The organism is Nocardiopsis sp. iso_237 (assembly GCF_056173345.1).
The window spans coordinates 2805287-2820464 of sequence record NZ_CM149669.1; the positions used below are offsets into that span (position 1 = coordinate 2805287).

The 15178-nt window shown below is 70.9% G+C and carries 11 protein-coding genes; 3 read left to right on the forward strand and 8 right to left on the reverse strand.

Annotated elements, in window-relative coordinates; all coding sequences use genetic code 11:
• The first annotated feature begins 136 nt into the window (after positions 1–136).
• On the forward strand, positions 137–2347 hold the full coding sequence (locus tag AC0VYM_RS12865; RefSeq protein WP_475462496.1) for an MMPL family transporter: 2211 nt from the start codon (positions 137–139) through the stop codon (positions 2345–2347).
• A 166-nt stretch (positions 2348–2513) separates the two neighbouring features.
• Positions 2514–4697, forward strand: coding sequence for an MMPL family transporter (locus AC0VYM_RS12870; protein WP_475462499.1), 2184 nt, complete (start codon positions 2514–2516; stop codon positions 4695–4697).
• On the opposite strand, the gene AC0VYM_RS12875 is transcribed toward AC0VYM_RS12870, so the two are convergent.
• The 4 genes from AC0VYM_RS12875 to AC0VYM_RS12890 form a co-directional block, all read right to left on the reverse strand.
• Positions 4698–5159, reverse strand: coding sequence for a MarR family winged helix-turn-helix transcriptional regulator (locus AC0VYM_RS12875; RefSeq protein ID WP_475462500.1), 462 nt, complete (start codon positions 5157–5159; stop codon positions 4698–4700). It abuts the gene before it with no gap.
• 124 nt (positions 5160–5283) lie between these two features.
• On the reverse strand, positions 5284–5583 hold the full coding sequence (locus AC0VYM_RS12880; RefSeq protein ID WP_475462502.1) for a hypothetical protein: 300 nt from the start codon (positions 5581–5583) through the stop codon (positions 5284–5286).
• 122 nt (positions 5584–5705) lie between these two features.
• Entirely contained in the window at positions 5706–7799 is a 2094-nt protein-coding gene (locus AC0VYM_RS12885) for a 3-hydroxyacyl-CoA dehydrogenase NAD-binding domain-containing protein (RefSeq protein ID WP_475462504.1), read from the reverse strand.
• A complete protein-coding gene (locus AC0VYM_RS12890) occupies positions 7796–8971 on the reverse strand; it encodes a thiolase family protein (RefSeq protein WP_475463017.1) in 1176 nt (391 codons plus the stop codon). Before AC0VYM_RS12890 ends, AC0VYM_RS12885 begins: the two co-directional genes overlap by 4 nt.
• A gap of 216 nt (positions 8972–9187) precedes the next feature.
• Here AC0VYM_RS12890 and AC0VYM_RS12895 point away from each other — a divergent pair, with 216 nt between their 5' ends.
• Positions 9188–11017 (forward strand): ABC transporter ATP-binding protein, encoded by a 1830-nt coding sequence (locus AC0VYM_RS12895; protein WP_475462507.1) that lies wholly within the window; start codon positions 9188–9190, stop codon positions 11015–11017.
• On the opposite strand, the gene AC0VYM_RS12900 is transcribed toward AC0VYM_RS12895, so the two are convergent.
• From AC0VYM_RS12900 to AC0VYM_RS12915, 4 genes are all read right to left on the reverse strand, one after another.
• Positions 11001–11507: an FBP domain-containing protein gene (locus tag AC0VYM_RS12900; protein WP_475462509.1), complete on the reverse strand. Its 507-nt coding sequence runs from the start codon at positions 11505–11507 to the stop codon at positions 11001–11003. The two genes, AC0VYM_RS12895 and AC0VYM_RS12900, sit on opposite strands and share 17 nt — an antisense overlap.
• A gap of 217 nt (positions 11508–11724) precedes the next feature.
• Positions 11725–12717, reverse strand: a complete 993-nt coding sequence (locus AC0VYM_RS12905) for a tetratricopeptide repeat protein (protein WP_475462511.1) — start codon at positions 12715–12717, stop codon at positions 11725–11727.
• Between the two features lie 208 nt (positions 12718–12925).
• Positions 12926–14173 (reverse strand): HRDC domain-containing protein, encoded by a 1248-nt coding sequence (locus AC0VYM_RS12910; RefSeq protein ID WP_475463019.1) that lies wholly within the window; start codon positions 14171–14173, stop codon positions 12926–12928.
• Positions 14174–14300: 127 nt separating this feature from the next.
• Complete coding sequence (locus tag AC0VYM_RS12915; protein WP_475462514.1) at positions 14301–14876, reverse strand: DUF3000 domain-containing protein; 576 nt, start codon at positions 14874–14876, stop codon at positions 14301–14303.
• Between the last annotated feature and the right edge of the window lie 302 nt (positions 14877–15178).

Consider the following 15178-nt stretch of genomic DNA (forward strand, 5'->3'; position numbering starts at 1 on the left):
CCCGTCTCACGCGCCAGGGTCGAGGCGCATTGGTTGTCTCGGTGATGTTGACATCGTAATGCCTGCACGCTTAAGTGAACACCGTTAGCAAACGGTGTTCACGAACATGACGAGCGTTCGCTTGAAAGGGCGGCCCATGCCGACACACACGGGGTTCTTCGGCCGACTGGGGCTCGGCGCCCACCGGGGCCGGTGGTGGATCCTGGCCCTCACCGGACTCTTCGCGGCCTTCTCCGTGGTGTGGGGCCTCGGCGTCTTCTCCGACGTCAGCCAGAGCGGGTTCGAGGACCCGGACTCGGAGTCCTCGCGGGCCATGGACGTGCTCCAGGAGGAGCTCGGCCACGACGACATCGACGTCATCGCCATCTACCGCAGCGACGAGATGCGGGTGGACAACCCGACCTTCGCCCAGGCCGTGCAGCGGATCACCGACGACCTGCCCGACGAGGTCTCCGGCTATGACCTGTACCTGGACGAGGACCTCTCGGAGGTCGAGCGCGGCATGCTCGTGTCCGAGGACATGCACGCGACCTACGTGCCGGTCACCCTCTCGGGCGAGACGCACGAGGAGCGCCTGCACCAGTTCGAGGCGGCGGCGCGGGCCCTGGAGTCCGGCCCGCTGGAGACCCACCTGGGCGGCCCCGTCGCGGTCGAGCACGAACTCTCCGAGACGGCGGAGAGCGACATCATCCGCGCCGAGCTCATCACGCTCCCGGTCCTGCTCCTGCTGCTGGTGCTGATCTTCGGCGGCCTGGTCGCCGGTCTGGTGCCGCTCGCCGTCGGCGGTCTGGCCATCCTCGGCTCCCTCACCGTCCTGCGCGCGCTGACCTCCGTCACCGAGGTGTCGGTCTTCGCCATCAACGTCGCCACCCTCCTGGGCCTGGGGCTGGCGATCGACTACGGACTGTTCATGGTCAGCCGCTTCCGTGAGGAGCTGGGCCGTGGGCGCACCGTCCCCGACGCGGTCCGCCGCACGGTGGACACGGCCGGACGCACCGTCGCCTTCTCCGGCGTGACGGTGGGTATCGCCTTCGCGGGCCTGCTGTTCTTCCCCCAGCCCATCCTCAAGTCCATCGGGTTCGGCGGCATCGCCGTGGTGGCCTTCGACCTGATCGCCGCCCTGGTCTTCCTGCCCGCCCTGATGGCGGTGGTGGGCCGCCGGATCGACCGGCTCAGACTGCCGCTGCCGCGCCGGACCGTGACCGGTGTGATCGACGAGAACGCGGGCGCCTGGGCGAGGTTCGCCCGCACCGTGATGCGCGGCCCCGCCGTGTCCCTGGTCGCCGTCGGCTGTGTGCTGGTGGCCTTCAGTTCCGGTCTCGCCTCGACCCAGTTCGGCGCCACCGACCAGCGCTACCTGCCCGCCGACGCCTCCAGCCGGATCGGCACCGAGGCCATGGCGGAGGACTTCCCCGCCGGACAGGTCGGCAGGCTGCACGTGGCGGTGCTGGGTGACACCGGGGAGGAGGCGATCGACGAGTACGTGGAGCGCCTCGACGCCCTGCCCGGCTCGGTCCGTACGAGCGTCGCCCGAACGGACGAGGGCGTCGCGCACGTGGAGGTCGCCTACCAGGGCGCCACGGACGACCCCGAGGTCCAGCGGTTGGTGCGCGACGTGCGTGCCGAGCCCGGTCCCGACGGCGCCGAGGAGACCCTGGTCGGCGGTGTGGCCGCCATGCAGTTGGACAACCTGGACGCGATCGTCCAGGAGGCCCCGAAGACGGTCGCCTTCATCATCGGTTCCACGCTGGTGCTGCTCTTCCTCGCCTTCGGCTCCGTGGTCCTGCCGGTCAAGGCGGTTCTCATGGGCGCGCTGTCGCTGGGCGCCTCACTCGGTGTGGTGATCTGGGGCTTCCAGGAGGGGTTCTTCGCCGGGCTGCTCGGCTTCGACGCGGTCGGCACCATCGATCCCACGTACCTGGTGCTCATCATGATCGTCTCCTTCGGCCTGGCGATGGACTACGAACTGTTCCTGTTGAGCCGGGTCCGGGAGGAGTACCTGCGCAGCGGCGACAACACCCGGTCGGTGGCCCTGGGGCTCCAGCGCACCGGCCGGATCATCACGAGCGCGGCCCTGCTGCTGGGGGTGGTGCTCGTGGCGATGGGCACCTCGGGGCTGCTCTTCCTGAAGATCATCGGCATCGGGCTCGCGCTCGCCGTGCTGGTGGACGCCACCCTGGTGCGGGCGGTCATGGTGCCCGCCACCATGCGCCTGCTCGGTGACTGGAACTGGTGGCTGCCGCGCCCGCTGCGGTGGCTGCACGACCGGATCGGCATCTCCGAGGGCGGCGACGAGGAGGTCTCCGAGGCCGGCGAACGGCGGGAGAGGATCCCCGCGGGCGTCTGAACCGAACCCCGGAACCCCGGAACCCCGCTCGGCCGTGTGCCGGGCGGGGTTCCGCCTGTCCCGGGGGAGGAGCCCCTTAATCATATGGAGTGCATACGATATGTTTGCTTTACCAATAAGGGATCGGTGCACCTGACCCGGCGCCACGCACGCTCCAGGAGAAGCCTTGGCCGCCCCACCCCTCACGACCCCACCCCGCCCCTCACCCCTGGCCAGACTCGGCCGGACGGTCGCCCGCCGCTCCGGCCGCGTCCTCCTGCTGGCCGCGGCCGTCGGCCTCGCCGCCCTCGTCCTGGCCGCGGGAACCCTCGACCGACTCCAACTCAGCCGGTTCGAGAGCCCCGGATCCGAGTCCCACCAGGTGGAACAGGCCCTGGAGGAGGAGTTCGGTACGGGCAAACACCACGTCCTGCTGCTGGTCACCGCCCAGCGGGGCACCGTCGACGCTCCCGAGGTCCGGGAGGCCGCGACCGCACTGGAACAGGAGCTGGCCTCCCGCGACGGCGTGGCCGAGACCGCCTCCTACTGGTCGCGCGACGGTTCACCGGCGATGCGCTCCACCGACGCCGCCCAGGCTCTGGTCACCGCGCGCATGTCGGGAACGGTCACCGAGGCCCGCACCGCGCTCGCCGACATCTCACCCGACTTCGCGCGCTCCGACGACGTGATCCGTGTGGAGGTCGGGGGTGGGGACGAGATCTTCCGTCAGGCGGCGGCCCAGGCCCAGAGCGACTTCGTGCGCGCCGAGATCATCATCCTGCCGCTGGTGTTCGCCCTCCTCCTGCTGCTCTACCGCAGGGTCTCGGTGGCCGGTCTCACCCTGGCCATGGGGGTGTACTCGGTGGTCACCACCCTCGCCCTGCTGCGCGGGGCGGCCGCGCTCACCGAGGTGTCGACCTTCGCCGCCAACCTCACGCTGGTCATGGGGATCGGGCTCGGCGTGGACTACGGCCTGTTCGTGATCACCCGGTTCCGCGAGGAGCTGGCCCGGGGCCACGACGTCCCCGCGGCCGTGGAACTGGCCGTGGCCCGCGCCGGGCGCACGGTGGTGTTCAGCGGCTTCACCGTCGCCATCGCGCTGTCCTGCCTGCTCCTCTTCCCCTTCCCGTTCCTCCAGTCGTTCGCCTACGCCGGGGTGGGCGTGGTCCTGACCTCCGTGGTCGCCGCCCTGGTGGTCCTGCCCGCCGCACTCGCCCGGGTGGGGCACCGGGTCCGCCCCCGTGGTGAGCCGCGCGCCGACGGCGGATGGTGGCACGCCAACGCACTCCGGATCACGCGCCGTCCCCTGCTCTACGGGCTGCCCGCCCTCGGTCTGGTCCTGCTGCTGGCGCTGCCCGTGCTCGGGATCAACTTCGGCCTGCCCGACGCGCGCGTCCTGCCCGAGGGCCACTCCAGCCGGGACGTCCAGGAACAGGTCGAGGCGGGCTTCGCCCAGGAGGAGATGGACGCCGTGCACGTCTGGGTCGACTCCGACACCACCACGGAGGAGGTCGACGCCTACGCCGCCGCCCTGTCCCGGGTCTCCGGGGTGTCCCAGGTCGACGCGCGTACCGGCACCTACCAGGACGGGGGGCTCACGGGCACACCCGGCTCGGCCACCGAACGCTTCGGCTCCGAGGGGGCGACGTGGTTCTCGGTCGTTCCCGACATGACGGCGCTGGAGGACGCCTCCGGCTTCATCGACCGCGTCCGCGACGTGCCCGCCCCGGCCGACACCGCGATCGGCGGCTACCCGGCCGACCTCACCGACTTCGGCGACGCCCTCCTGGAACGGGTGCCCCTGGTGGTGGGGATGATCCTGGCGGTCACCTTCGTGCTGCTGTTCCTGATGACCGGAAGCCTGCTGCTGCCGCTCAAGGCGATCCTGCTCAACGTGCTCAGCCTGGCCGTGATGTTCGGCGTGATCGTCTGGGTGTTCCAGGAGGGCCACCTGTCCGGGGTGTTGGGCTTCACCGCCAACGGGACCCTGGAGGTGACCTTCCCGATCCTGATGTTCTGCGTGGCCTTCGGGCTGTCCATGGACTACGAGGTGTTCATGCTGGCCAGGATCAAGGAGGAGTACGACCTGACCGGCGACACCGCGTCGGCGGTCGCGGCCGGGCTCCAGCGCAGCGGCCCGCTGGTGACGGCGGCGGCCCTGGTGCTGGCGGCCTCCTTCGCGGTCTACGCGAGTTCCAGCGTGTTCTACCTGATCATGCTCGCGGTGGGGATGGCCGCCGTGATCCTGGTCGACGCCACACTGATCCGGGGTGTGCTGGTCCCGGTGACCATGCGCCTGGCCGGGCGCGCCAACTGGTGGGCCCCCGCGCCCCTGCGCCGTGTGCACGCCAGGCTGGGGCTGAACCACTGACTACTCGGTCTTGGTGACCCGGGGGTGCGCCGTCACCAACCGACCGGACAGGTCGTGCAGGGCGGCGCGCTCCTCCTCGTTCAGTTCGGAGAAGAAGGCGCGCTCCAGCCGCTCGGCCTCCGCGCGGGCCCGCTCCAGGACCTCCAGGGCCCGTGCGGTGGGGGTCACGATGTAGCGCCTGCGGTCACGGGGGTTGCGTACCCGCTCGGCCATACCGAGCCGTTCCAGTTCGTCCACGATCCCGACCATGACGTTGGGGTCGATCCCCAGGGCCCGGCTCAGCTCCCGCTGTGAGGGTTCGGACATGGACGCCGTCGCCGCGAGCACGTGGAACTGGCGCGGGCTGACCTCCAGGTCCTCGAAGGCGGACGCGGTGGTCGCCTGGAGGAGCTCTCCGAGCTTGATCAGTCGGAACCCGGTCAGTCGCCACAGGGGGGAGACCCACCCACTCGCCTCGTTCATGGCCGCATTCTACTTTCGGCCGACCGCCCACCCCGGCCGACCGCCCACCCCGGCCGACCGCCCACCCCGGCCGACCGCCCACCCCGGCCGACCGCCCACCCCGGCCGGTCGGCCGAACCGGCCCTCAGTCCTCGAAGAGCTCCTCGACCCGACCGACGCTCAGGGCCCTGTCGAACCACACGTCGAGCTGGTCGAGGTCACGGCAGCTCTCGATCCGCTCCCGCGCCGCGCCGTCGGGGGACTTCCCACGCGCCCGGAGCACACGCAGAACGGACTCGGCCTTGGCATCGGCCTGTCCTTCGGCCCTGCCTTCGGCTCTGCCCTCGGCCCTGAGACCCTCGGTCCAGGCACTGGTGTACTCGTACGTGTCCGTCATCATGAGCTCCTCCAAGGCCCGCTGGCCGTGTGTGGGGGCAACACTCACGTCACACGTTACAGAGGGCCACTGGACGGCGGGGGTGAGTTACCTGCGCCCGTGGCAGGGCCGTGAGACGCGAAAGGGCCCGGTCTCCCTGGGGGGAGACCGGGCCCTGGGCGACCGGGGGCCTAGAAGGCCTTCGGGGCGCCCTCGTGGAACGGCTTGCCGTTCACCTCGGTGGACACGCCGACCTTGTCCAGGTACGGGGTGATGCCACCGGTGTGGAAGGGCCAGCCGGCGCCCGTGATCAGGCACAGGTCGATGTCGGCGGCCTCGGCCACCACGCCCTCGTCCAGCATGATCTGGATCTCCTTGGCCAGGGCGCGCAGGGCCCGGTCCAGGATCTCCTTCTCCTCGGACGGGGAGTCCCCGCCCTTGAGGAGCTCCTTCACCTCGGGGTCGATGGTCAGGTCCGGGGCGAAGATCGCGGTCTTGCCCGCCTTGACCACGGCCTCCAGCTGCGGGGAGACCGCGAAGCGCTCCGGGAAGGCCCCGTTCAGGGTCTCCGCGACGTGCAGACCGACCGCCGGGCCGACCAGCTGGAGCAGCATGAGCGGCGACATCGGCAGACCCAGCGGAGCGACCGCGCGGTCGGCGACCTTCGGCTCCGTGCCCTCGCCCACGGCGCCCAGGACCTCACCCATGAACAGGGTGAGCAGGCGGTTGACGACGAACGCCGGGGCGTCCTTGCACAGGACCGAGGTCTTCTTCAGCTTCCTGGCCGTGGCGAACGCCGTGGCCAGCGAGGCGTCGTCGGTCCGGTCGCCGCGGACGATCTCCAGCAGCGGCAGGACGGCGACGGGGTTGAAGAAGTGGAAGCCCACGACCCGCTCGGGGTGCCGGAGCTTCGACGCCATCTCGGTGATGGACAGCGAGGAGGTGTTGGTGGCGAGGATCGCCTCGGGGGAGACCACGGCCTCCACCTCGGCGAACACCTGCTGCTTGACCTCCATCTTCTCGAAGACGGCCTCGATGACGAAGTCGGCGTCCGAGAAGGCGTCCTTGGTGAGCGAACCGGTGACGAGGGCCTTGAGGTGGTTGGCCTTGTCCTGGTTGACGCGCCCCTTCTTGAGGAGCTTGTCGACCTCACCGTGGACGTAGTCCACGCCCTTGTTCAGGCGGTCCTGGTCCAGGTCGGTCATGACGACCGGCACGTCCAGGCGGCGCGCGAACAGCAGGGCCAGCTGCCCGGCCATCAGACCGGCGCCGACGACGCCGACCTTGGTGACCTTGCGGGCCAGCGACTTGTCCGGCGCGCCCGCCGGGCGCTTGGCGCGCTTCTGCACGAGGTCGAAGGCGTACAGACCGGCCTTGAGCTCGTCGCTCATGATGAGGTCCGCGAGCGCCTGGTCCTCGGCGTCGAAGCCCTCGTCACGGGTGGCGGTCTTGGCGGCGGCGACCAGCTCGACGGCACGGGCCGGGGCCGGGGCGGCGCCGTGCAGCTTGCCCTCGACCACGAAACGGGCCATGTTGACCGCGTTGTCCCAGGCCTCGCCCTTGTCGACCTCGGGGCGCTCCACGGTGACGTCGCCCTTGACGACCTTCGCGGCCCAGCGCAGGGACTCCTCGACGAAGTCGGCGGGCTCGAAGATCGCGTCGGCGATCCCCATCTCGAAGACCTGCTTGCCCTTGATCATCTTGTTCTGGGCGAGCGGGTTGTCGACGATCAGCTTCAGGGCCTTCTCGGCGCCGATCAGGTTGGGCAGCAGGTAGGTGCCGCCCCAGCCGGGGACCAGGCCGAGGAAGGCCTCGGGGAGCGCGAACGCCGGGACGCCCGAGGACACGGTGCGGTACGAGCAGTGCAGCGCCACCTCGACGCCGCCGCCCATGGCCGCGCCGTTGACCAGCGCGAAGGTCGGCACGTCCAGCTCACCGAGCTTGCGGAACACGTCGTGCCCCAGCTTGCCGATGGCCTCGGCCTGCTCGCGGTTCTGGAGCGCGGGGACGCCCGTGAGGTCGGCGCCGACCGCGAAGATGAACGGCTTGCCGGTGACGGCCACGGCCACGATGTCGGTGCGCGCCTTGGCGGCCTCGATCGCGGCGTCCAGGCTCAGCAGGCCGCCGGGGCCGAAGGTGTTCGGCTTGGTGTGGTCGTGCCCGTTGTCCAGGGTGATCAGGACAGCGGTGCCCGCGCCGTAGGGGAGCTCGACATCGCGGGAGATCGCGTTGGTGACGACCTCGTCCTTGAAAAGCTCGCGGGCTTCTTCGATGGCGGTGCTCACTTGCCCCCCTCGTAGTTGGTGTTCTCCCACAGGATGGTCCCGCCCATGCCCAGGCCCACGCACATGGTGGTGATGCCGTAGCGGACGTCGGGGCGCTCGGCGAACTGGCGCGCGAGCTGCATCATCAGGCGGCCGCCGGAGGAGGCCAGCGGGTGGCCGACCGCGATGGCGCCGCCCCACGGGTTGACGCGGGCGTCGTCGTCGGCGATGCCGAAGTGCTCCAGGAAGGCGAGCACCTGGACGGCGAAGGCCTCGTTGATCTCGATCAGACCGACGTCGTCGATCGTGATGCCCTGGCGGGCGAACAGCTTCTCGGTGGCCGGGACCGGGCCCACACCCATGACCTCGGGCTCGACACCGGTGAACGAGAAGTCGACCAGACGCATCCTGGCGTCCAGGCCCAGCTCCTCAGCGACCTCCTCGGCCATGAGCAGGGTGCCGGTGGCGCCGTCGTTGAGACCGGCGGCGTTGCCGGGCGTCACGTTGCCGTGCGCGCGGAACGGGGTCTTGAGACCGGCGAGCGACTCCATGGTGGTGCCGGGGCGCGGCGGCTCGTCCTGCGTGGCCAGGCCGAAGCCCTTCTCCGCCGAACGGACCAGGGTCTCGACCAGGTCGGGCTGGATCTTGCCGTCGGCGTAGGCCTTGGCGACCTTCTCCTGGCTGCGCACCGCGTAGGCGTCGGCGCGCTCCTTGGTGATGGTCGGGTACCGGTCGTGCAGGTTCTCGGCGGTGTTGCCCATGACCAGCGCGGACGGGTCGACCAGCTTCTCGGAGATGATGCGGGGGTTGGGGTCGACGCCCTCACCCATGGGGTGGCGGCCCATGTGCTCGACGCCACCGGCGATCACGACGTCGTAGGCACCGAAGGAGATGCCCGCGCCCGCGGTGGTGGCGGCGGTGAGCGCGCCGGCGCACATGCGGTCGATGGAGTAACCGGGGACGCTGCGCGGCAGCCCGGCGAGGATCGCGGCGGTGCGCCCGAGGGTCAGGCCCTGGTCGCCGATCTGGGTGGTGGCGGCGATGGCGACCTCGTCGACGCGCTCCGGGGGCAGGCCCGGGTTGCGGCGCATCAGTTCGCGGATGACGCGGACGATCAGGTCGTCGGCGCGCGTCTCGGCGTAGAGGCCCTTGCCTGACTTGCCGAACGGGGTGCGGACCCCATCGACAAACACGACATCGCGGGCAGTTCGCGACACGATGGCCCCTCCTTCTCCAAGCGTTGGGTGGACTGTATGGGTCCATGCTACTCGCCAGTAACAAATAGTGCGAGCGGCGGGGCCCCTCACTTCCGAAGTCGGGTGGACCCCCTACTTTCGGCGCTTGTGGCCGCCCCGGCCAACACGGTTCCCTGAGGGTGGATTCCGAACGAGGGGGACACGGGGACGACGATGCCACGACCGGACACGGAACACCAGGAACTGCTCAGACAGGCGCCCAAAGCGCCGCTGCGGCGCCTGTGGGAGTACGCCCGACCGCACTGGCGGGCGCTGGTCGCCGGAGGCGTCCTCACCTTCCTCGGCGGGATGACCGGCCTGATCCAGCCGCTCATGGCCAAGTACGTGATCGACGCCCTGGGCGGCGGCGCTCCCATCTCCGGGCCGATCCTCGTCCTGCTGGGCGTGGTGCTCGCCGGAGCCGTCATCGGGGCCCTGGGCGCCTTCGTCCTCGAACGCACCGGCCAGAGCGTCGTGCTCGGCGTGCGCCGCACCCTGGTGGGCCGACTCGTCCGACTGCGCGTGGGCGAACTCGACCGGCTCAAACCGGGGGACCTCGTCTCCCGGCTCACCGCCGACACCACCCTGCTCAGATCGGTCGCCACCAGCGGCATCACCAACCTCTTCACCAGTACGGTCCTGCTGGTGGGCGGGATCGTCGTCATGGGGGTGCTCAGTCCGCTCCTGCTCCTCGTCACCCTGGGCATGATCGTGCTGGTCGGCGTCCTCATGGGGGTCGTCCTGCCCAGGATCGGCCGCGCCACCCAGGCGGCGCAGGCCTCGCTCGGTGAGATGGGCTCCCTCCTGGAACGGATCTTCGGCGCCTTCCGCACGGTCAAGGCCTCCTCCGCCGAACGGGCCGAGATCGCCCGCCTCGACGAGTCCGCGGTGGAGTCCTGGCGGCGGGGTGTCTCCGTGGCCGGATGGACCGCGCTGTCCGGCACGCTGTCCATGCTCGCGGTCAACACCAGCTTCCTCGTGGTGCTGGGCCTCGGCGGCGGCATGGTGGCGGCGGGGACCATGAGCGTGTCCACGCTCATCGCCTTCCTGCTGCTGCTCTTCTACCTGATGGAACCCATCAGCACCCTCGTGCAGTCGGCCACCGAGCTCCAGACCGGCCTGGCCGCCGTCCGCCGGATCGACGAGGTCACCGACCTCGACCAGGAGGACCCCGGACGGGCCCGCACCGAACCCCCCTCACCCCGACCGGCCGAGGTCTCCCTCACCGACGTCACCTTCCGGTACCACCCCGACCTGCCCCTGGTGCACCACGGAGTGACCTTCGAGGCCTCGGGGCCCGGGCTGACCGCCCTGGTCGGGCCCTCGGGATCGGGGAAGACCACCGTCTTCTCCCTGGTCGAACGCTTCTACGACGCCACCACCGGCACCGTGCGCCTGGACGGCACCGACGTCCGCGACTGGCCCCTGGAGGAGCTGCGCTCCCAGATCGGCTACGTGGAACAGGACGCCCCGGTCCTCGACGGCACCCTGCGCGGCAACCTCACCATGGCCGCGCCGCACGCCACCGAGGAGCAGATCCGGGAGGTGATCCGTACCGCCCGCCTCACCGACCTGGTCGAACGCCTGCCCGACGGGCTGGAGAACCCGATCGGCCACCGGGGCGTGACCATCTCCGGCGGCGAACGCCAGCGGGTGGCCATCGCCCGCGCCCTGCTCCGCCGCCCGCGCCTGCTCCTGATGGACGAGGCCACCTCCCAGCTGGACGCCGCCAACGAGGGCGCGCTCAAGGCGGTCATGCTGGCGGCGGCACGCGACACCACCGTGATCGTCGTCGCCCACCGGCTCTCCACGGTCACCAGCGCGGACCGGATCGTGGTCCTGGAGACGGGGCGGGTCCGCGCGGTGGGCACCCACGCCGAACTGGTCGAACGCGACTCCCTCTACCGGGACCTGGCCGCCGGGCAGCTCCTGGCGCCGGAGCCCGCCGGGCCCCAGTGGCCCGCATCTTCCCAGGAGCCCGCGGGGGTCAGCCCGCGGGAGTGAGGAAGGAGGAGGCGAAGCGGTCGACGTTGAGGTTCAACCGCTGGACGCGCTCCTCGCGGGTGATGGTCTCCGCCGGCTGGATCAGCGCGGACTCCCGCTTGCCCCGCACGTACAGCGGGCAGGCCAGGTCCGCGCACACGTACAGGCCCACCGTGTCGCCCTGGCGTCCGGCCTTGCCGGGCTTGGGTGCGCTGAACAGCCGGACGCCGCCAGCGGGGTGCACGGTCAGGCAGAACGAGCACGTCATCGACTTGAAGAAGTTGCCCTTGCGGTTCCCCGTCGGCAGCCGCAGGGCGATCCCGAGCGGATCCTCCCCGGACTCGATCACCAGGTAGGCGCGGCCCGGCGCCTTGGGGTCGGTCCAACCGAGGAAGTCCGTGTCCTCCCAGGCCAGGAGCGGCATGACCGGCGGGAAGTGCATCCGTTTGGCCTCCCCCTTGGGACAGTTGACGAACGAGGAGCGGATCTCCTCGTGGCTCAGTTCGCGCATGGCGCTCTCCGGTTGATCGGCGGGAATCACGGGTCTCAAAGGAGGGATACTGCCAGTCGCCACCGGGCACACGCGAGTGCTTTTCGCACGTGACGGGCCACTTCCCCGAGAGAAGCCCCCGCGCTCCCCGGACCCCGCACACGCACCCGCCCACGGGAAGGGGCCGGGAACTCCCAGGGAGTTCCCGGCCCCGGTGAGCACGGGTGTGTCGCTCGTGTCAGAGGAGCGCGTTGGCCTCACGGTGGCGACCGGCGGAGTTGTAGGCGCCCGCCAGGTCGCGGCGCAGCCGCATGATCAACCGTCTGACCTCCGGGTCGCCCGAGGAGTTGAGCGCCACCCGGTAGGCCTCGCGCAGCACCTCGACCGCCTCGTCCGCCCGGCCCGCCTGCGTGTAGGCGCGGCCCAACCGGTGGTGCACCGTGAGGGTGTCCAGGTGGCCCTTGCCCAGGCGGCGGCGGCGCCCGGCCAGCACCATGCGCAGCTGGGAGACGGCCTCCTCGTACCGGCCGGCCATGCTCTGCGCCGCGCTCATGCCCAGCCGCAGCTCCTCACGGCGCTCGGTGGAGGCCACGTCCTCGATGGCCCGCGCGTAGTGGGCCACCGCGGCGTCCACCCGCCCGCTGCGCCGGTAGCACACGGCCAGGCGCATGCGCGCCTCCACCGTGTCCTCGTCGGCCGGACCGAACTGGCTCTCCCGCTGGCCGAGCAGGATCTCCCACTGGGCGGCGGCGTCGGCGGGGCAGCCCACGTCCTCCAGCGCCCAGGCGAGGTTCTCCCGGATGATCTCGGTCCGGGGGTGGTCCTCGCCGTAGACCGCGACGGCCTCGCCCAGGGCCAGCTCGAACTGCTGCACGGCGGCCTGGCGCCGACCCATCTGGGCGTACTTGGTGGCCAGGTTGTTCCGGGCGGTGATGGTGTCCGGGTGCTCGGTGCCCAGACGCTCCACCAGGGACTGGAGGGTGCGTTCGAGCGAGGCCGCGCGCATCCCGGCCGTGGGGCCCTTGGTCACCGGGGCGGACGAACCCGTCCGTTGCGGCAGCGGCCGGTGCCCGGCATCGCCGGCCACCCTGCCCGCCGGGGCCGGTACCTGCTCAGGCACGGCGGCGGGCTCGAACTGATCGTCAGAAGCGGGCATGGCGGCCTCGGTCGACTCGACCTTGGCAGAACGCGTCAACCCCGCCTCGCGTAGCAGCGCACGCCAGAACGACAAGCAGACTCACCACATTTCCCTGATCACACGAACCGGGAGCCTTGTGGGCCCACGGATCGGTACACACCCGTTGAGGAACCGCCCTGAGTTTTCAGAGCACGTTTCTATAACTTAATCGGACAGCGGGCTATGGAACAGGCGTGAACCGCCCCTGTGTGGGGGTGAGTTCAGTCACGTCTGGGTTCAAAGTGGTTGAAGAGGGTAGTGATCAGCCTTTTTCCGCACCGAGCAACGCTGTGGCCAGCGGTTCCGCGGTGAGCCCGATCTGCCAGTTCCTGGCGCCCCGTGTGCGCAGGAACTCGCCCACGGAGTCCGCGTCCACGGCCTTCGGCGGCGCCCAGGCCAACCTTCTGACGGTGTCCGGCAGCAGAAGGTTCTCGGTCGGCATCACGACGTCCTCCGCGATCCCCGTCACGGTGGCCCGCGCGGCCTCCAGACGACGCGCGGCCTCGGGGGCGCGGTCGGCCCAGCGGTTCACCGGCGGCGGACCGTCACCGGGGGCGTTGGGACGCGGCAGCTCAGCCTGGGGCATCTCCCGGGCCCGGTTCACCGCCTTCATCCACGTGGTCACGTAGCGGCGGGCCAGCTTGATCCCGAACTGCCGGATCCTGGTGAGGTCCGTCGTGCCGCGAGGCATCGCCGTCGCCGCCTCCACGATCGCCGCGTCCGGCAGCACCCGCCCGGGGGAGATGTCGCGCTCCTGCGCGATGCGGTCGCGTTCGTACCAGAGCTCGCGCACCGCGGCCAGGGAACGCTGGTTGCGGACCTTGTGGATGCCCGAGGTGCGCCGCCAGGGATCGGCGCGCGGTTCCTTGGGCGGGGCGGCCAGCACGGAGTCGAACTCCTCGCGGGCCCATCCCAGTTTGCCGCTCTCCTCCAGCTCCGTCTCCAGCGCGTTCCGCAGCTCGATGAGGATCTCCACGTCCAGAGCCGCGTAGCGCAGCCAGTCCTCGGGCAGGGGGCGCTGGGACCAGTCCACCGCCGAGTGCTCCTTGGCCAGGCGGACGTGCAGCAGGCGCTCCACCATGAACCCGAGCCCGACCCGCTGGTAGCCCAGCAGCCGTCCGGCCAGCTCGGTGTCGAACAGCCGCTCCGGGCGCAGGTTGATCTCCGTCAGGCACGGCAGGTCCTGGTGCGCCGCGTGCAGCACCACCTCGGCGCCGCCCATCGCGGAGTTCAGCTCACTCAGGTCGGGGCACGCGATCGGATCGATGAGCGCCGAACCGGAGCCCTCCCGGCGCAGCTGCACCAGGTACGCGCGCTGGCCGTACCGGTACCCCGAGGCGCGCTCGGCGTCCACCGCCACGGGCCCCGAACCCGAGTCCAGGGCGGCTATGACTCCGGCGAGTGAGTCGGCGTCGGAGGTCACCTCGGGCAGGCCCTCGCGCGGCTCCCGCAGGAGGGGCGCCCTCTCCGCGTCGTCGTCGGGTTCGCGGGGGTCTGTCTTGGAGTTCAACGCGTTCGCCACACCACTACGGTATGCGCTGTCGCCACCGAACGCAGATACGGGCCGATTCGGGATCGTCGGGCGATACCGGCCGCCCGCTTCGCGCGCCGGGGTCGGGGGCGCGTCCGGGCGCAGGTCAGGGTCGGGACCGCTGGCGCGCGATGTCGGTGACGTCCAGCGGCGGAAGCCCCGACGCGGACGCCAGCAACGCCAGCCAGGCGTTCATGTGCCCGGTCAGGTCGTCGGACTCGGGTGTCCACGAGGCGCGCATCTCGACCTCGGTGGTGGCGCCCTCGTGGGCCTTGGTGCCGAACCCCTCGGTGGTGGCCCGGGTGACCGTGCCGCTCAGCGTGTGGTGCGCCGCGCCGTGGGCCTCCAGCGCGTCGGTGAGCCAGCTCCAGGCGACCGGGCCCAGCAGGGGGTCGGTCGCGATCTCCGACTCCAGCTCGGAGTTGGCCTGGCAGACCACGCGGAAGGGGCCGGGCCAGTCGCGGGTGCCCTCGGGGTCGTACAGGACGATCAGCCGCCCCCAGGCGATCTCCTCGCCCTGGACCGTGACCTCGGCGGACACGGCGGCGGAGTGGGGCGCCAGCCTCTGGGGTGAGGGGATCTCCCGAACGGTGATCTCGGGGCGGATGAGGGGAGAGCGCAGGGCCTCGACCGCTCGCCGGAACGTCTCTTGAGCGTTCTCGGCGCTACCGACATCGGGCATGGTGGAAACGTCAGCCTTCATTAGGTGGTGATCACGCGTCCTGGCGGGGGTAGTCGGGACGTGCCCCGCCGACGGTGTGATGGTGGGCACGGACTCGACCGTGGCACGACAGACCCGCGCCGGGCCGCAGTTCCTCCGGCGTGTCGGTGTTTTGTGATGATCTTGGGACCGCCCGGGCACCCGTCCGCCCCGGTTCGTCCCCCCACCGGACCGGATCGTTCCCCCGAGGGTGACCACCGACTCCGGCGATCCGAGTGAGACCACCGGGGCGGGCATGGCACGATTCAAGGGTGACGCTTCAA

Bases quoted from the DNA above. Each gene is read 5' to 3' on its own strand.
- AC0VYM_RS12865 (WP_475462496.1), top strand. From the start codon at position 137: ATGCCGACACACACGGGGTTCTTCGGCCGACTGGGGCTCGGCGCCCAC.
- AC0VYM_RS12875 (WP_475462500.1), bottom strand. From the start codon at position 5,159: ATGAACGAGGCGAGTGGGTGGGTCTCCCCCCTGTGGCGACTGACCGGG.
- AC0VYM_RS12895 (WP_475462507.1), top strand. From the start codon at position 9,188: ATGCCACGACCGGACACGGAACACCAGGAACTGCTCAGACAGGCGCCC.
- AC0VYM_RS12900 (WP_475462509.1), bottom strand. From the start codon at position 11,507: ATGCGCGAACTGAGCCACGAGGAGATCCGCTCCTCGTTCGTCAACTGT.
- AC0VYM_RS12915 (WP_475462514.1), bottom strand. From the start codon at position 14,876: ATGCCCGATGTCGGTAGCGCCGAGAACGCTCAAGAGACGTTCCGGCGA.